General features: G+C 36.9%; 18 protein-coding genes and 1 pseudogene. 6 read left to right on the top strand and 13 right to left on the bottom strand.

Features of this window, described 5'->3' with window-relative positions; translation table 11 throughout:
• Window positions 1-20: 20 nt before the first annotated feature.
• From NSS81_RS23450 to NSS81_RS23440, 3 genes are read right to left on the bottom strand one after another with little or no spacing between them, the layout of a single operon-like run.
• Window positions 21-1,115 (bottom strand): Glu/Leu/Phe/Val dehydrogenase, encoded by a 1,095-nt coding sequence (locus NSS81_RS23450; RefSeq protein ID WP_342431021.1) that lies wholly within the window; start codon window positions 1,113-1,115, stop codon window positions 21-23.
• Between the two features lie 41 nt (window positions 1,116-1,156).
• Entirely contained in the window at window positions 1,157-1,981 is an 825-nt protein-coding gene (locus NSS81_RS23445) for a thiamine pyrophosphate-dependent enzyme (RefSeq protein ID WP_342431020.1), read from the bottom strand.
• An 11-nt stretch (window positions 1,982-1,992) separates the two neighbouring features.
• Entirely contained in the window at window positions 1,993-3,669 is a 1,677-nt protein-coding gene (locus tag NSS81_RS23440; RefSeq protein WP_342431019.1) for a 2-oxoacid:acceptor oxidoreductase family protein, read from the bottom strand.
• 138 nt (window positions 3,670-3,807) lie between these two features.
• Between NSS81_RS23440 and NSS81_RS23435 the strand changes: the two genes are divergently transcribed.
• Window positions 3,808-4,461: a GntR family transcriptional regulator gene (locus NSS81_RS23435; protein ID WP_342431018.1), complete on the top strand. Its 654-nt coding sequence runs from the start codon at window positions 3,808-3,810 to the stop codon at window positions 4,459-4,461.
• A gap of 6 nt (window positions 4,462-4,467) precedes the next feature.
• On the opposite strand, the gene NSS81_RS23430 is transcribed toward NSS81_RS23435, so the two are convergent.
• Window positions 4,468-4,608, bottom strand: a complete 141-nt coding sequence (locus NSS81_RS23430; protein WP_342431017.1) for a hypothetical protein — start codon at window positions 4,606-4,608, stop codon at window positions 4,468-4,470.
• A gap of 103 nt (window positions 4,609-4,711) precedes the next feature.
• Between NSS81_RS23430 and NSS81_RS23425 the strand changes: the two genes are divergently transcribed.
• Window positions 4,712-5,014 (top strand): EthD family reductase, encoded by a 303-nt coding sequence (locus tag NSS81_RS23425; RefSeq protein WP_342431016.1) that lies wholly within the window; start codon window positions 4,712-4,714, stop codon window positions 5,012-5,014.
• Window positions 5,015-5,201: 187 nt separating this feature from the next.
• Here NSS81_RS23425 and NSS81_RS23420 read toward each other — a convergent pair whose 3' ends face one another.
• Window positions 5,202-5,423, bottom strand: coding sequence for a hypothetical protein (locus tag NSS81_RS23420; protein ID WP_342431015.1), 222 nt, complete (start codon window positions 5,421-5,423; stop codon window positions 5,202-5,204).
• Window positions 5,424-5,570: 147 nt separating this feature from the next.
• Here NSS81_RS23420 and NSS81_RS23415 point away from each other — a divergent pair, with 147 nt between their 5' ends.
• Together NSS81_RS23415 and NSS81_RS23410 are read left to right on the top strand one after the other, a co-directional pair.
• Complete coding sequence (locus tag NSS81_RS23415) at window positions 5,571-6,512, top strand: DMT family transporter (protein WP_342431014.1); 942 nt, start codon at window positions 5,571-5,573, stop codon at window positions 6,510-6,512.
• Between the two features lie 301 nt (window positions 6,513-6,813).
• Window positions 6,814-7,524 carry a cell wall hydrolase gene (locus NSS81_RS23410; RefSeq protein ID WP_342431013.1) on the top strand — a complete coding sequence of 237 codons (711 nt, stop codon included), beginning with the start codon at window positions 6,814-6,816 and terminating at the stop codon, window positions 7,522-7,524.
• A 151-nt stretch (window positions 7,525-7,675) separates the two neighbouring features.
• On the opposite strand, the gene NSS81_RS23405 is transcribed toward NSS81_RS23410, so the two are convergent.
• The 4 genes from NSS81_RS23405 to NSS81_RS23390 all read right to left on the bottom strand — a co-directional run bounded on the left by NSS81_RS23405 (window position 7,676) and on the right by NSS81_RS23390 (window position 11,620).
• Window positions 7,676-7,894: a hypothetical protein gene (locus NSS81_RS23405; RefSeq protein WP_342431012.1), complete on the bottom strand. Its 219-nt coding sequence runs from the start codon at window positions 7,892-7,894 to the stop codon at window positions 7,676-7,678.
• Between the two features lie 124 nt (window positions 7,895-8,018).
• Complete coding sequence (locus tag NSS81_RS23400) at window positions 8,019-8,468, bottom strand: DinB family protein (RefSeq protein ID WP_342431011.1); 450 nt, start codon at window positions 8,466-8,468, stop codon at window positions 8,019-8,021.
• Window positions 8,469-8,575: 107 nt separating this feature from the next.
• Window positions 8,576-10,057, bottom strand: a complete 1,482-nt coding sequence (locus NSS81_RS23395) for a serine hydrolase domain-containing protein (protein ID WP_342431010.1) — start codon at window positions 10,055-10,057, stop codon at window positions 8,576-8,578.
• A gap of 783 nt (window positions 10,058-10,840) precedes the next feature.
• The gene (locus tag NSS81_RS23390) at window positions 10,841-11,620 is read right to left on the bottom strand and encodes an SDR family oxidoreductase (RefSeq protein WP_342431009.1); all 780 of its coding nucleotides are present in this window, start codon (window positions 11,618-11,620) and stop codon (window positions 10,841-10,843) included.
• A gap of 356 nt (window positions 11,621-11,976) precedes the next feature.
• On the opposite strand from NSS81_RS23390, the gene NSS81_RS23385 reads away from it, so the two are divergent.
• Window positions 11,977-12,585 (top strand): YhcN/YlaJ family sporulation lipoprotein, encoded by a 609-nt coding sequence (locus NSS81_RS23385; RefSeq protein WP_342431008.1) that lies wholly within the window; start codon window positions 11,977-11,979, stop codon window positions 12,583-12,585.
• A 192-nt stretch (window positions 12,586-12,777) separates the two neighbouring features.
• Here the strand turns inward: NSS81_RS23385 and NSS81_RS23380 are convergent.
• Window positions 12,778-12,935: pseudogene (locus NSS81_RS23380) on the bottom strand (mechanosensitive ion channel domain-containing protein); the annotation flags it as partial.
• A gap of 186 nt (window positions 12,936-13,121) precedes the next feature.
• On the opposite strand from NSS81_RS23380, the gene NSS81_RS23375 reads away from it, so the two are divergent.
• Window positions 13,122-14,534 carry a PQQ-dependent sugar dehydrogenase gene (locus tag NSS81_RS23375; RefSeq protein WP_342431007.1) on the top strand — a complete coding sequence of 471 codons (1,413 nt, stop codon included), beginning with the start codon at window positions 13,122-13,124 and terminating at the stop codon, window positions 14,532-14,534.
• A gap of 71 nt (window positions 14,535-14,605) precedes the next feature.
• Here NSS81_RS23375 and NSS81_RS23370 read toward each other — a convergent pair whose 3' ends face one another.
• The 3 genes from NSS81_RS23370 to NSS81_RS23360 all read right to left on the bottom strand — a co-directional run bounded on the left by NSS81_RS23370 (window position 14,606) and on the right by NSS81_RS23360 (window position 17,732).
• A complete protein-coding gene (locus NSS81_RS23370) occupies window positions 14,606-15,589 on the bottom strand; it encodes an alpha/beta hydrolase (protein ID WP_342431006.1) in 984 nt (327 codons plus the stop codon).
• Window positions 15,590-15,902: 313 nt separating this feature from the next.
• Window positions 15,903-16,670 (bottom strand): hypothetical protein, encoded by a 768-nt coding sequence (locus NSS81_RS23365; RefSeq protein ID WP_342431005.1) that lies wholly within the window; start codon window positions 16,668-16,670, stop codon window positions 15,903-15,905.
• A 201-nt stretch (window positions 16,671-16,871) separates the two neighbouring features.
• The gene (locus tag NSS81_RS23360) at window positions 16,872-17,732 is read right to left on the bottom strand and encodes an amidohydrolase family protein (RefSeq protein ID WP_342431004.1); all 861 of its coding nucleotides are present in this window, start codon (window positions 17,730-17,732) and stop codon (window positions 16,872-16,874) included.
• Window positions 17,733-17,873: the final 141 nt, after the last annotated feature.

Genomic DNA, 17,873 nt, shown 5'->3' with positions numbered 1-17,873 from the left:
AGATAGTTTACGAAATAGCCTTAATTAAAGATGGAGCTTTGTTTCCGTAAGTGTTTTGCCTTACCAACACTCTCAATTCTTCTTTCTGCTAATAAATCAGCAGCTTTATAGGTTGGTATTTTTTCTGTTTTTGAAATATGAATTAAATTTGTCATCGTTTCATAGATTCGTTTTACCGAATTTATCCCTCTTTGTTCATTAAATCCACCAGGCTTGATACGATCGGTATCAAAAATGGTTCCACCCGCATTTGCGATATAATCAGGCGCATAGAGGATCCCTAATTCATTTAAAAAATCTCCATGTTTTTCTTCCGATAACTGGTTATTGGCACTGCCTGCGACAATCGAACATTTTAATTCCTCTATTGAACGATCATGGATTACTTTTCCTAGTGCACAAGGTGAAAAAATATCTACTTCTAAAGCATGAATTCTATCTACAGACTCAATATTGGTACCAAATTCTTCAGCTACTTCTCTCACTCTCTTTTCATCAATGTCTGCAATCGTAATCATTGCACCTTCTTTGGAAAGGTATTTGACAAGATGATAGCCAACATTTCCAACTCCTTGAACGGCAATACGCACCCCTTCAAGACTGTCCGTTCCAAACTTCTCCTTGGCACAAGCTTTCATTGCTTGATAGACACCTAATGCAGTATACGGAGAAATTTCTCCTGCTCCACCAAACTCTCTAGGAAGCGTAACTACATAAGGAGTTTCCAATCGGATTGTCTCCATATCTCTTAACGTTGTACCCACATCTTGACCAGTAATATATAATCCATTTAATCGATTGATAAAGCGTCCAAATGCCCTGAACATGGCTTCACTTTTTTGCTTTTTTGGATCACCAATAATGACGGCTTTCCCTCCACCAAGGTCAACACCGGCTGCTGCATATTTGTATGTCATGCCTCTTCCAAGTCGAAGTGAATCCTCAATGGCATCCCACTCATTCTGATAGGTCCACATTCTTAGACCGCCAGTTGCAGGCCCTAACGTTGTATCATGTATGCAGACTACACCCTTCAAACCTGTTTCGTTATCATTAAAAAAGAAAAGGTTTTCATAATTATATTTTTCTAAGTACTCATAGATTTTTCCTTCCATGTTTTCCACCCCATCATTCGTATTTGATCGGTTCATTAACCTTAAACAATACTTGCTTTTAAGTAGGAAAGTACATCACTTTCTACCACATTTTGTTGATAATACCTAGAGGTATTCTTTTGGTTCTGCCAAAGAACACCCACACTAAATGGATCTTCAGAGAGTAACGTTACTAACTCAGGACTTGTTGCCGCTGGACGCTCTTGATAAGCGATTTTCTCTTTATAAAATTCGTATCCTTGCGCTTTGTTAAAGACGACACACGGACTGAATATATTGATTAAGGAAAATCCGTCATGCTGGATTCCCTTGATAATTAAATCTTCCAAATGTTTTATATCCCCGGAAAAACCTTGACCAATGAAGGTTGCACCAGATGACCAGGCTAATAATAAAGGATTAATTGGCTGCTCACTATTTCCTCCCGGTGTAGTTGAAGACTCATACCCTAATGGACTAGTCGGCGAGGTTTGACCCTTTGTATTTCCATAAACTGAGTTATCCATAACGATGTAGGTGACAGGTAAATTTCTCCGTGCCGCATGAACGAGGTGTCCTACCCCAATTCCATACCCATCTCCATCTCCTCCAGCAGCAATGACCGTTAATTCTGGTCTAGAAGATTTGATTCCTAATGCTGTTGGTAACGTTCTACCATGTGTTGTGTGGATAGAATACCCACCGAAATAATGAGATATTTTCCCACTGCATCCGATACCGGAAACAAGGACTGAATTCTCAGGTCTAATATTTAATTTTGCCAAAGCGCTTTGAATTCCTCTTAATACCGCAAAGTCTCCACAACCTGGACACCAAGTAGGTGAATTGCCATTAGAAAAATCCTTTGCTGTTAACGTCTCTACCATTTGATCACCCCTTAATTTGCAAGATTACTAGTCAATTCGTTAAAAATTTTTGAAATTTCTTCTTGAAATTCTTTGTCTGTAAAATGTTCACCATCAAACCTTAATAGGGAATGAACTTCTTGATTATTTAACCCATCTTTTAATATCGTTCTAATTTGAGCTTTTGCATTATACTCTGCAACTACCACTCTTTTTGAATTTTTCAAGGCTTCTCTCAATTCATCCTTCGGCAGTGGAGCAAGTTGACGAATTAACAAGCCTTGATAGGCACCAGGGTTATCCTTAATAAAATTCTCAATCAATTCTCCCATTGCTCCTGTACCAATAATGGTTGTAGGAGCCTCGCTATTCCCAATAATTGAAAATGGTCGATTGTAATGGATGGAGTCTGCCTTATGTAACCGCCTTACATGCAGAGTCCCTCTAACCTTTTTGAAATCAGGTTCCATTAGTCCTCTTTCATCATGTTCATCACCACTAGCTACATAAGCTCCACCTTTTACACCAGGAACAGTACGGAGAGGCGGGTTACTGCCCACTGCTTCATATCGTTTATAAGGTCCTTCAATGGAAGACGTTAAAAGGGTAGGACCTCGGTCAATTTCAACCGATTGAATCATATTTTCAATTTTTTCCCAAGGAATCGATATTTTTCTAAGTGCTAAATCTAAATCTAATGCTAGGATAACTGGGCATTGATAATATTCTGAGAGGTTTAGTGCTTCTTGGATGGTGACGATACAATCCAAAACACTTGTTGGAGTAAGCAAGATCCGGGCAAATTCACCATGTCCAGCATTCATAAGATGTAATAAATCGCTTTGTTCGGTTTTGGTTGGCATTCCTGTTGACGGACCACCACGCTGATTATCTACTAATACAAGCGGAATTTCTGTTGCAGCTGCATAACCTAATCCCTCGGTCATTAACGCTAATCCAGGTCCACTTGTCGCAACAAATGTTCGTTTACCTGCGTAACTGCAGCCTAAACCTGCATGAATGGCTGCGATTTCATCTTCAACCTGATAGGCTCCTCCCCCTAATGGTGGTAGCCACTTAGAAAAGTTCTCCAATATTTCAGAGGCAGGAGTGATCGGGTAACCATAATAATGTCTTACACCCCCAGCTATTGCTCCGAGGCATAATGCATCATTCCCTGAAATGGTAGCGTTTTCAATTGATAGATCGACGAGTGGCTCTTCTGTTCCTACCGTTAATCCAAGCTGGTAACCAACTTCTAATAAATCAGTATTTTTTCCTTTTTTAAATTTGCCTTCCACTTCAGTCAACACCAACTGAAACGGGATTCCAAGATACCCGCTAACAATCCCTAATGCCCAAACATTAAAGCCAAGTTTCGGTGGATTTCCTTGGTGCCCTGTCGGAACACCGGTAACATTATCAGGAGCAAATATCATCGATTTATCTTTTAATCTAGGTAGATAACGATTTACACCCTCGTCACTCCAAACAACTGCCAATTCGACTTCCTCTAGTCTTGGTGGTGATTCAGTTTCAAACTTGTCAGCAATATAGATCTCAAATGAAGTATTTCCACCACGAATAATCGTTGAAAAATCCCGCCAATTACGATGTGAATAACCAAGATTTTGAATAATCTTTGATAGGATTTCGCCAGCTGTTTCAATCCCTTGGCCTGTTAACCCAAATAATGCAATACTTTTCAAAAAATTCCCCTCCTTTTGTAAAGTAAATATCTAGCGTTGAAATATAATATCTGATATATTAGATATTAATACTAACAATTTTGATTGTCAATAATTTTCTGAATATAAAATATATTTATCTAAACGGAGGGAATGATAATGATAAACACAGCTTTCGATAACCGTAATTTAAATGAAAAAATTTATTACTTTTTAAGGGATAAAATTGTAAATAATGAATTAAAGCCGGGAACGAGAATTGATTATAATGAAATCGCCAACGAGTTGGGTGTCAGTAAAACTCCTGTAAGAGATGCATTGCAACTACTCTCACAGGATGGTTTAGTAGATGTTAAAAGTAGGTCTGGCACATTTGTAAGTCAGCCAAATGTAAAAGATATCGAAGAAATATATGAAGTTAGAAAAGCACTTGAGAGGCACGCAATAAAATTATCAATGACAAATATGCCAAATCCAATTTTAGAAAAACTTTATCAAAATGTCTTGGATGTGGATCATGATATCGATTCAGGGAACCTCAACTCCTTTTTTCAGTCCGATCGAAATCTCCACAAAACTTTAATAACCTATTCAAAAAACAGTCGATTAATAAAAATGATGGAGTCACTGGAAGCTCAAATAAACTGGATCGGTGTAATGATTGCTCACTCCCAGGAAAGACCGCGCCAGGCAAATAACGAGCATAAGAAAATTTTAAATGCACTTATAAAATCAGATATCCTTTTAGCGCAAAATCTTATGGAAGATCATATTGAAACCATTAAGCAAATGACATTGAAGGATTTTAGATAAACGGATTTAGGTATTGTTTGCAATTTCTTCTTTTGTTTCTGCACCCATTTCAATTCCGATTGGAGATTGAACCTGCAACAACTGTTCCTGTGTAACTCCTTCATTTTCGAATTTATAAAATATGTATAGTAGATTCTCGTCTGACATAAATTGATCTAGATATATATAACCAGCAGTATTACTGAAAGTGGAATAAATTGATTGTAAATTAATATATTTAACAAGATATACAATAGAAGGAGTGAATGATATGGCAAAAATGATGATCATGTATGAGGAACCAAAGGACAAGGAGAAATTTGACGAACACTATTTTAATGTGCATGTTCCCCTTGGTAGGAATATCCCAAATATAATCAAGGATTCTGTGCATCGAGTAGTTGGCTCACAAAATACTGACCTAAACTTATACCTTATTACCATATTAGAATTTGAAAATATGGAAAAGCTACAGGAAGCATTAGCAAGCCCAGAAGCAAAACTAGCAGAAGAAGATGGGGCCAATTTTTTTCATTACTTAGAAAAGCCACCGATTATTACGATAATTGATTAGGATAATATAACGACGCTCCCTTTGCTTTGGTTGCATATTGTTCGTATTGAAATTTTGTCACAAGTTAATGGATAGCCTCTATAAAAAGGCCCCTTCCCCCGGTAAACATACTCATTACTCTACCGGGGTTCCAGGACCGCAATTATTTTTTTCACTCATGTATTCAGTTCCCTTTCGGATACCCTATTCAAACTGTGTCAACCATCATAAGGAAAATACCCACCAATTCCTCATTCGTTACATACCCCGTGCGGTTCCAAATATTTACTTGGCTCCTTTTTGCTAGATTCTCTTTATCCTTATATTGATTTAGAAATTTATAGGGAGAATCCATAATGTAAGCCACTCTTGCGTATTCTACTGCCATGATTGCCCCTGCAACTACATTGGCATGGCATATGTCCTTCAATAATTACTTCTTCTACGATTTCCATATCGAATACGCCACCAACTTGCTATCCCTAATAAAAAAGTTTTAACAAAAAATATATTTCGAGCTGCGAAAATGATGATACAATACTATTTATAAAAATAAGTAATAGATAGAGGGAATAGGATGATTAAAAAGCATTGGGTTATCTACGGAATGTTAACGATAGCTACGGCTACATGGGGAAGTGCGTTTATTGCAGGTAAAATAGCCGTTCAAAGCTTCGAGCCGGCAACGGTTGCTTTTTTACGTTTTTTCGGGGCTGCAATCCTATTGTTTCCACTTATGTGGCTGATGGAAAAAAATCGACAGAAGCCAACACTTAAAGATTATGGGTTATTCGCAGTTCTAGGCTTAACCGGGATTGCGGTCTATAATATCTGTTTTTTTCTTGCTACCAAACATGCACCAGTTATCAAGAGTTCTTTATTCATTGCCTCAAACCCGGTATTGATTGTCCTTTTATCAGGATTATTTTTAAAAGAAACGATCACAAAAAACCATATTATCGGAATGGTGATTGCTCTAACTGGCGTTACCTTTATTATCACCGAGGGTCATCTCCTCACGCTGTTCCAATTTGGATTTGAACCGATTGATTTCGTGTTACTCGGTGCTGTGATCAGTTGGGCATTGTACAGCGTTGTCGGCAAAGTGGTATTAAGAAAATATAGTGCGGTAGAATCCACCACCTATGCAGTTGCTTTTGGTACGATATTTTTATTTCCGTTTGCATCAGTTGAAACATCTTGGCAGGATATTCTAAGCGCTGACTTTTCAACCTGGGTGGCCATTTCCCATATGAGTATCTTTGTAACTGTTGTTTCATTCATTATGTATTATTACGGTATCAAAGAAGTTGGTGCCGCGAAGGCGTCCATCTTCATTAATGTGATGCCCGTATCGGCTGTTTTGATGGCTACCTTCTTTTTAGGCGAGACCTTTACCTGGGCTCATGGAATTGGAGCTGCCTTTGTTTTAACAGGCGTATATGTTGGAACGAATCCGAAAATATTAAGAAGAAAATTAATCGCTCAAGAATCATCTTTTAAAAAATTTTCTTCTTAAACAAAGTTGCACAAGAACAATGAACAGGCGCTATCCTTTAGGATAAGCGTCTATTTTTATTTTTGAAGAATTAGTTAAAGATGGACCTAAGTTATTTTCTTATGAAAAAGTCAGGTAAACTATTCCTCTACTTCGTAATCTTGGGTTGAATATAACATGAATATAGGAATAATGTCATAATCCCTACTACTTTTGTAATATTGTTCATCAAACTAACATGAAATGTAACGGTATTGTTCTGTAAATTGATTCCTAGAACATGGTACAGTTGTACCTTACAAAACTCCAGGAGGTAGCATACATGAAAAACACCATGAAAACATTCGTTGTAGCTTGTGTTGCTACATTTTCATTTATAGGTCTACAAAATCATACGGCCAAGGCGATTACCGAAATTTCTAAAATGCAGAATACAAGTGAAACGACTAAAATAGCAGTGCCATTTTTAGAATCTGAAATAGAAACACCAGAAAAAGCAGCAGAGGAAACAGCCTCGAAGGAATCAGGAGCACCATCATCAGAACCTGAAATAGAAACTTCAGAAAAAGCAGCAGAGGAAACTACCTCGAAGGAATCAGGAGCACCATCATCAGAACCTGAAATAGAGACGGCAGAAAAAATACTAGAGGAAACAGCCGTTTCCCTTTCAAATCAAGAGAAAGACTTATTTGCTAGGATAGTAGAAGCTGAGGCAAAAGGTGAATCTTATGAAGGAAAAGTAGCCGTTGCAACTGTTGTCTTAAATCGAGTTGAATCTCCTCACTTTCCAAATACAGTTACTGATGTTATTAATGAAGTAGTAGGAGATGCCTATGCCTTTACACCCGTTCAAAACGGTGAAATTAAAAAGCCTGCATCAGATGAGGCCATCCAAGCAGTGGATGAAGCACTAACTAGGAAAGATCGTTTAAACAATTCTATTTATTTTTATAACCCTGATATTGCGACAGACGATTGGATTACTACTCGCCAAGTAGTGACGAAAATAGGGAATCATGTATTTGCAAAATAAGGAAAGAATATCCGTTAAATAGTAACGGGTTCTCTTTTGGGGGACAAAAGTATAAAAACACATTAGAAATAGCAAAGTTATAACAAATAAAACAGCATAAAAATCAGCAGAAAAGAGCACCGTAACGGTGCTCTTTTTGGCGTTTATTTGCCTAAAACAAATAGTAGAGGGAATCCCATATTTTTTGATAACCAAAGGGTAATACGGAAGCGACTATAACACCTATTCCAATTGAAGAAGTTGAAAAAACAATAAATTTCCGAAGTGATATTTCATTTCTCTTATAAGCGATATTGAATGCCTTCATCAAATAAATGACAGTCATAAATATAATGATAGCTGAAGTAACACTTATTAATATTACTTCCATTTTGCACCTCCTTTTAGAAAAATTTCTTAACTAAATTTTACCACTTAAAAAGTGCTGGTGAGTTATACAAGACCAATACTATATAGTTCAAACGCTAAGGGTTCTTTGAAATACCCCTAGCGTTTTATCTCGAAAATATAATAAAGTCAATATTAACTGGTTCCATACCATCTGCTCGAAGTCGTGAGTTAATCTGTCCACGATGGTACTGACCATGCAATGCTACATGAGTTAAAATATCCCGTACAGAATTCTTAAACTCTGTTCCTTTACTATTTGTGTAGAATATTATTTTATCTAGGTCAGTATTTGTTATATTTGTCAGAAGTGTTGTTAAGCTCTCTTCATTTTGCCTAACAAGTTCGGCACAGACGGCTATGTCTACCTCTGACCAGATGGGCAGTCGGGAACTGTCCAATCCTTGTAACCTAGCTATCCATATTCTTTCTCCAAATAGTATATGGGAAAATAAACGGTTTACCTCTGGATTTTCACCTTCGATACTTTGCAATGTTTCAAGAATCCGTTGATTTGCCCAATGTAAATGCTCATACATCTTTTGGATCGTTTTCATTAAGAATCACACCACCATTGATTAAATTTTTTAAACAGTTTTCCTCGAGTCATGGCAAAGGAGTATCGATTTATTGTTATTCATAAAATCAATCACGATTTTTCAGCTTATACACCGAAAGTATTTTTCTTTAATGTTCGTGTTCCTTTACCTAATTTAACAACTCCTACAATGAAAAGGAGCAATGGTATTATAAATAGCAGATGCCCTATTCCAGGAGCAAATAATGTTACCGTAGACAAAGGCCCAAATAATTTAGGGAATCCAATTAATATAATCAACGGCAGTAGCCAGTTAAACACGAATATAGACAACCCATTTAGAATCCTACGGAATGTTGTTACTTTACGATTTTTAGGTTTAACCATCCTGTAAGCTGACCAAACAATTAATAGAACGATTGCCAGTAAAATCAAATCAATCATTACATATTTCATAAATGGATGACTATCAGAAATAGAAGGTTTTTCATTATGTACCAGCTTGTTGATCCCACTTGTGATGGCATCATATTCATTAAGATTGAAATAATCCATTGAATTAATCTGCAGGCTGATGCCATACTCCCCATCTAACACAACTTTTGAGTATGTGTTTTCTGTCCATCCATTATGAGAGATTTCCTCATTATTGACTTCCCATCCCATCGCATAGGAGGTATCATTCCCTATGAATGATGATGGATGATGCATGGTGTTCATGGCATTGGCTGATAAAATATTTTTTCCTTTGAATTCTCCCTGATTCAATTGTGCAATCATATAATTGGCCATATCTTCCGCACTGGAAATAAGGTAACCAGAAGGAACCGTTCCCTCATGCTTTAATTGCTTTGTTGGCATCTTAAACCCAAATACCGTTTGATACCCGCCCGAAATGGTATCGTTTTTATCATCTTTCGGGTCAGAGTAGCTATTATTCATTTCAAGCGGTTTAAATATGAATTCATTGATATAGTTTTTATACGATTTATTCGTAGCTTCCTCGATCACTAAACCTAAAATGATATAATTTATATTTGAATATTGATATTGTTCACCAATAGGGTATGTCAATTCTGTATTTTCCAAGCTTTGTATATGTTCTTTTAATGTTTGATCCCCTTGTGATATCGATACTTGACCATCATATGTAGAAAGACCGCTTGTATGATTCAGTAAGTGTTGAATGGTGATTTTTTTAGATGCTTCTTTATCTGCAAGTTGAAACCAAGGTATATAGGATTGCACTGGCTCTTCTAAGTTGATTTCTCCTTGTTCCACTAGCTGCATAATGGCAAGTGCTGTAAATGATTTACTAACTGAACCAATAACAATGGGCGTTTGTGCAGTCATTTTTTCTCCATCTGCGTTCGAAATCCCATATCCTTGCAAATATTCTACTTGATCTCCCTTTACAACGGCCAATGAAGCACCAGGAATGTTCAGTCTCTCTATTTCATTTGTCATAAACTCATCAATAGCAGAAATATCCAGATTACCATTTGTAGACTCATCTTCGTTTGCAAATGCAACTCCGTTAACACTTGTCATTAGGATTAGTATGGCGATTAGGATCATTTTCCCGATTACAGATTGTTTTTTTCGCATAATCCTATTCTCCTTTTGCTGTACATTTTAATATTCTTTGTCACTATTACATAAAATATTGTGTGAATACCGTTAATCGTTAATTATTAGCACCTTCTTAATTTATAGAATTTTTTAACTATAATATACCGTAATAATATAGAAATGATTTCCTCTCAACAATCTCTTCTGTGTAAATTTTTTGTAAAGTTATTCCCAATCAGATAATAATGGGAGGTAAGAATATGGAGACGGTTCTTCTGGCTTCTTTTAGAGCACTACTTGAAAAAAAGTGTCAGGCACCAAACAATTTTGAAGTTGTATCTGTACCTATTATACTTTTTGACAAAAATAGGTAGTGGTAGTAGGAAATGGATGTAAAACGATTAGGATAAGGATATTATTATTGTTCAAACTTGGAGACTTGCCGACCACGGAATTAATAATTATGATGGTTTGCATAATCGGTGTTTTCGAGGTTTATCATTATTTATAAATTCACTGGGTAAAAAGACCACGGAGACGGTTCTGCTGTCCTGATTTTTGATATTTGAGCCATGAGACCTACGTCCATCATTGGATTACTATTCTGATGCTGTAGGTTTGGCCACGTGGGGCAACAAATCATGCTTTTTGTCCTTATCAATGGTCATTTGGCGTGTCCGGGGCTGCTCCATTGATCCGACCGGGATCATACTTGTTTAATTCAGTCAGTGGGGACCTGTTTCATCTACCCAAATCGCTCTTTCCTGTTTGTTTCGGTCGATGGGGACCTCCTCCATCGACCCCTGTGGTATCTAACAACTATAAGGTTCCAGCCACACCGCCATCGATATTCACAGAAGTACCGGTAACATAAGAAGCTGCATCTGAAACAAGAAATGTAATTACTTTTGCTGCCTCATCTGTATTTCCGATACGTCCTAGAGGAATTTGACGGTCTTTCTGGGAGAATTCTTCCCATGAAAGTTCCGGTGCCTGATTTTTCCACATTTTCTCGATTTGTTCACTGCGTATTAAGCCAATGCATACGGTGTTGACGCGTATATTATCTGGGCCAAGGTCCTTACTCATTGCTTTTGTCAAAGCCATCCCTGCAGCTCTGCTGACAGAAGTAGGAAGTGAGGTAGCTGGAGGGGTTTTCCCACTAATCGCAGTTACATTGACAATCGCCCCACCTCCCACTTGGCGCATATACGGGACAGCATAGCGGGCACAATGAATCGCACCAAATAATTTTAAATCCAGATCCTGTCTCCAAAGTTCGGTTTCTACTTTTTCAAACGTGAAGGCCTGTACAGTTCCAGCATTGTTGACTAAAATATCTAAACGTCCATATTTTTCTATGGTCGCCTCCACTACATTTTTACATTGGTCTTCCTGTGTAACATCGGTTACTACAACCAATACTTCTTTTCCTGTTTGTTCAAAAAGAAAGGCTGCTGCCTCCTTTAAACGATCCTCATTCCTGGCACAAATCGTTACTTCTACACCTTCTTTTAACAATTGGAGGGCTGTCTCTAAACCAATGCCCTTGCTCGAACCGGTGATTAATGCGACTTTTCCTTTTAGACCTAAATCCATCTTTATCTCCTTTCTTGACCATAGGAACTTTGGCCACGGGGTGGCCATGGCCAAGGTTCCTATGGTCTACTTTTTTGCTAATTTGAGCCATGAGAAGTCCCTGTAGTATTCCCATAAAAACGCACCTCGTATGTATTTTGCTGGTATTGTCCCATCCATTTTACCATTTTTTGCAAAGATGCGTATTTTGTTTTTTCAGAAATTACAGCCCTTTTTGAACACGCACCTATAGAACTTTTAACACGTGATCCCTCCTTCCTCAAATCGTTTCCATACTCCTTTTACAGGAAAAAAACACGAATACAAAAGAATAAAAGATGGCAATATAAGAGGGAGCAAATAAAAGGAGGATTTTTATGAAACGCAAAGCATTAGTTACAGCGACATTAACAGTATTGGTCCTTTCTGCCTGTGGGGTTAATAACAATGGAGCGAATGATACAGCATTACGAAATCGTGATATAAACGAACCAGCAAGGGTCAATAATCCTGCAGATAATAATTTAACTTATGATTATAACGGACGCAGGGTAAATGATAGAACAAATGGGAATACAACTTTCGATAACAATCGACGTGGGGTTAATAATAATCTAACTGATGTAAATAATGTTAATAATGAAACACCTAGGATGAGAGTTGCTGACCATATAGCGGATAAAATTGTTGCAATGCATGAAGTTGATCATGCGAATGTTATTGTAACAGATAATAATGCTTATGTAGCTGCAAAACTCGAAAATAACAAGACAGATCTTTCCAAAGACGTCGAACGAAAAATTGCGGATCAAGTAAAATCTGTTGACCGTGATATTGATAATGTATACATCTCGGTTAACCCTGATTTTTACGATCGAATGGAAAATGTTTCGAATGATATTCGCGGTGGTCACCCAATCGAAGGCCTCTTTGAAGGATTTACAAATGCCGTACGTCGCGTATTCCCGACACACTATAATCGATAAATAATTAATGCTGCCATAAAAAGTTTTTCAAAAAAGTAAAAGGGATCTAATTGAATTCTGTTTTTGTGTAGAAAAACAGAATTCAAATCACATACTGTTTCGCAGTAAAATTATACACTATATATCAAAGAGTTTAAGCTTGAGGAGGTTCTCCGAGCTTAAACTCTTTTTCAATGAAATACCGTACTTTATTATACTATTGGTGTCGATGAATAAAGATCGCTTCATTCGACCTCCACCAGAAATTTGCATCCTTCTCCAGTTTTTGAACGGTCAGAAATAAGTGCATAGCTTGGGATCATCGTAACCGTTTTATCAAAGTTCTGAACTTTTACCGTATTCAAGGAGATAACCTTTTTCAACACCGTATACATATATTTGTCGTTTGTTAAAATTTTTTGTGTTAGTTGTTAATGTCCAATTACCACTATCTACAGAAAAAAGTGACAGGCACCATTGGTACTAATAGATCAGTTCTAATCATATTTTCTTATAAATGATCAAAATATAAAAATATGAAAGGAGTGTTACGTTAGGTGAAAAAAGTTAAGGTTCGTTTACGGCCGATTGTAAGTAAGATAAATTTGCCGACTGTTTTGAAAACGGCTATCCTTCCAGGTGACTCGATGGAAAGATTATTTATTGCCACCCAGGTAGGTGAGATCTTTTACATAGGAAACGAAAGTATAAGGACTTTTTTAGATATTCGCCCACGAATCTTAAAACTAGGTGATTCTGGAGGTGGATATGATGAACGGGGATTGCTCGGGCTAGCTTTTCATCCTCAATTTTATTATAACGGTCTGTTTTATCTTCATTATTCAGTGGTAGGATCACAAGGTCCAGGTGCTTCTCCAGCAGGTTTTCAGCCTAACCCGTGTGATCCCACTACCTTAAACCAAAGATGGAAAAATAGAGAAACTCAATATGATCATATTGATACAGTTGAAGAATGGATTATACAATCAAATGGTCAACCTCAAAAACGACGGACATTACTTAACTTAAGAAGACCTTTTATGAACCATAATGGTGTCCATAGCTTAAACTTTTCACCAGAAACAGGAAAACTTGTTTTAACTACCGGAGATGGTGGTTCAGGGTATGATCCCTTTAATTTAAGCCAGGATGATATGGAAATCGCTGGTAAAATACTTGAAATTGATGTAAGTAAGAATACATTTATCAATAATCCACCCATAGTCACTCGTTTCAATGAACTACCTGTAGCTATTCAGGAGACACTCACGGTAATGGCCAAAGGGGTTCGCAATATACCAGGTATTTCATTTCAAAGGTTTCATAATCAGTATATCAAATATGTAGGAAATGTCGGACAGGATCTGGTAGAGTCGATTTTTTCATTTGTTCATTATAAACCAATGCCGGTTACACAGCTTATTCAATCTTCATTAATGAATGATGAGTCTAACCAGGAAGGTATTATTAATTTTGGCTGGCGAGGGTGGGAAGGTGCTTTACCTACCTTGATTAGAAGGAACTGCACGAATAATCCGGATTTGGAGGAGAAGGTAATTGCTTTTTACAATGAAGCAGTAAATACTTCTGTGAGGAGACTTCCTCCTTTAACTAGTTATTATCATGATGATCCCCGCCCCGATAAGTTTGGAGGAACTGCACTGACAGGGGTGCAAGCCTATATGGGGAATGGAATCCCCGATTTAACGGGTAGCATTGTGTTTACCGATCTTGCTCGGAGAGGATCTCAATCTCAGCTTAGAGGTGTTTTAGCATACACAAAGATTAGAACAGATGGAAAATTAAGTGATTTTAGTGTTATTACCACTGATTATGATTTTGGGTCTCAATCAGCTGTTTATGTCAATCTGGGAACGAACCTGGATCAAACCAGACTATATTTAGGGGTTCACGGCTCTATCAAAGTGACTGATTTTAACCAAGGTGCTGTTTTTGAAATTGTTCCATGAACCATGGGGACGGTTCAGGTCTACTTTTTGACATTATAAGCCATGAGAACCGTCCCTTTGGTATTTCCCTATTACTTTACCAGCATTTCGGCATTGTCGATTTTATGCTGTCTATTCTTCCAGTTTCTTAACCAGGTACTAATTTTATCCTTTAGCTCAGCGTCAACAGGTTGTTTTAGCGTCTTTTTATTATTATTCATGATTTTGCTCATGCTGTATTCCACGTCTGTTTTCCGGAGCATATGTGTCATGTCTTGAATAATATGTGTTTCACATTCACCTTGAACCAGTGATTTGATCTTCTCTAAGTCACTGACCTTAACGTTTACATCCTTTGTCCCTGTAATAGCGAGAACAGGACAAGTGACCTTTTGTAATGGTTGTGAAACATCGATGTGTATATGCTCTCGATTCCATTTCGCGTTAATCTTTTTCCCTTTATACTTTATCACCGGCTCATCAGATGCAAGCAGCACCTTTATTAAATCATCATTTATCTTTGTAATTTTTTCATCAACTTTTAACAATCGAAGTAACCAGCCTTGAAATCCTTTTACTGATCTTACATCCTTTATGATTTCCTCACGCTGCCATGTCATTGTATCTGCTAGAGGTTCAGCGGTTCCTGCGAGAAGAATAAACCCATCAACTGGGGTTTTTTCATTTATGAATGGTGCCAAAATACTGCCTTCACTATGACCTAGTAAAATCACATTCTCTGAGTCTATGTTTGGATTTTTTTTTGCAAATTCCAATACAGCCTGTGCGTCATCAATTAAATCCTGCACCCCGGCTTCATAAAAATCGCCTTTACTCGCACCTACTCCCCGTTTATCATAGCGTATACTCGTAAATCCCTCTGCAGCAACGACCTCACTTAATTCCTTAAAAATATTCATCGGCATTCCTTTCGCATTCGAATCCCGATCTGTTGGGCCACTTCCGTGCACCATTACAACCAAAGGATATTTTTCAGCGCTTTCATCTGGGATCGTTAATGTCGCTGCTAACGGAAATTGACCTGGTATCATCACTTCAATCTCTTTACTCTTCATTCTCATCACCCTTATTCATTTATCTATCATTCCTATATTGAAAATTTTTTTAACTACAGATAAAACGTCTTAGCTAACAAAATAGTTCAATCTATTCTGCTGTTTTTACCAATTTATTCATAAAAAATGTAGTTAAGATGAGAATCAGGCTTAGTCCCCCAATACGTTAAAACTCAAAGTTATTAGGGGACTAACCCTACTATCGCTTTCCATTTCAAAAAAACAGGATCGTCTTAAAAAACATCCTCTGTATCGGCCAAAACGACTGCGACAAAATCCAAATCTATTTCAAAACCCTCAAATATATGAATCCTTACCAAGAAAATTTATATGTCTTTATCCCATTTCCTACATGATAGACTGTAACTGTAACTGGTTTACCCCCTGAAATATTTTGCTCTACATATTTCTTTACATAATTTCCTACAAAATTTTCTTCAACTTTTTGAACACCGTATACATATAACCTCTGTTCATTGAGATAGTTTGTGTTAGTTGTTAATGTCCAATTACCACTATCTACATATTCTATAAATAATTCTTGGGGTGTTTTCTGTGGTACTACTGGTTTTTGTGGTTCTACTGGTATCTCAATAGGTGGAGCTGGTTGTTCGGTAATTTGTTCTTCTAATTCTGGATTCTCATGTACGACATCAGGTTTTTGTTCTATTTGTGGTTGTGGTTGTTCTACCGGTTTATTTTCAGGCTTTTCCGTTACCTCTGGTACTACTCTCGGTTTTTCAATTACTTGTTGTTTTGGTTTTTCAACCTTTTTTACTTCTTTCGTGTCTACTTCTTTTACTGTCTTTACTTTGTGAACTTTTCCTTCTTTTATTTCTACCTTTAACTCATCACCCTGGATTAAATCAGTATTCACGTCTTCAATATCTACCATAATTTTCTTTCCAGTATTCTTATCAGTAGCTTGATATTTTCCATTTATTTCTTTACTTGAATCAATTATTAAAGTTGTTTCTTTCGTTTCTTTCTTTGGCTGTTCTAAAATCTCATCTTGTGTTGCTGATTGATTACAACCTGTTAATAAGCCTATTAATAAAATAACTGATACGAATTTTTTCATGTAATATTTCCTCCATTTTAGTTCGTACTCAGTTAGTTTTCTAAATCTTATATGTTTGTATTCAGTAAAGTATATAACGAGCCAAGATTGTCGGTTCCTACGGTTTTTTTAGTATATCTAAAGTCTATCAATAGTGGGAAAGCCTCATGGAATAGAAATTAGGGATCATCACAAAAAGCCCGGAGAACTGTTCCCATGGTCCTAATCAAGTAGTCCTAAAAAGTTTTTTCCAAGGATATATTCTTTTTGGTTATCTGGAATTGGTAGTGTTTTAATCCAACTTTTCTTTGCCGAATAGTCATATTCATTAAATTTTTTCATTCCATATGGTCCGTCGCAACCATAAAGAACTTTACGATAGCCTATTGATTCCACTACCATCTTTACAATTGCCGGATTAAGATAATCACTAGATGTATCAACGAATACATTGGGTTGATCCTTAACGTATTTCCATAGTTTTTTCCAAAAAGGAAGACCTGCGTGAGCATAAATTATTTTAAGCTTCGGGTAATTTTCTGGTAGGTATTTATAGGAGTCTTGTTCTGAAGATAGATGAATAATCATCGGTATTCCTTTTGATTCACACATCGCCCCAACTGGATCAAGTTCCTTAATTGGATATTCATGCATGAATGGATGAGCTTTTACTCCAATAAAGCCAGGTTTAGAAAGATAAAATTCTACCTCTTCTATTGATTCAGGAATCCGTGGATTTACGGCTACCCAGCCAAGAAATCTGTCTGGAAATCTATCCAATGCCGTAGCAACCAGATCATTATTAGGCTTGGCGAAAATTTTGTAGGAATTTCCATAAAGTTTAAAATAGCCATCCTTTACTAGGCCATCATAAATTTTATTCCCAATTGGTGGTGCATTTAGTATTAGTAAACGGAAAAAGCTTTGTAAATGATGTTGAAACGTACTATCTACTTCAAACATCGTTTCATTCATAGTGGCAATTAGGGCTGTTCTCATTACATTATTTTTATCCATACCTTCTATCATTTTTTCTAAAGTTAGCATTGTTTCATCCACATGAAAATGGCAATCAATCATCATCTTCCTCCTCACTTTCGACTGACTACTTTAATTGTATGATTCAACATTGAAAAACAATCTCTTTAACTGTACTATTCAAGCAAGAGACAAATATTAGCTGCTTCAACAATAAAGTGCCAGGCAACTTCCAAATAATTGGAT

Source organism: Neobacillus sp. FSL H8-0543, from assembly GCF_038592905.1.
Classification (GTDB): domain Bacteria; phylum Bacillota; class Bacilli; order Bacillales; family Cytobacillaceae; genus Neobacillus.
The sequence above is the reverse complement of the archived record's forward strand: the minus strand, read 5'-3'. Positions and strand labels throughout refer to the sequence as shown.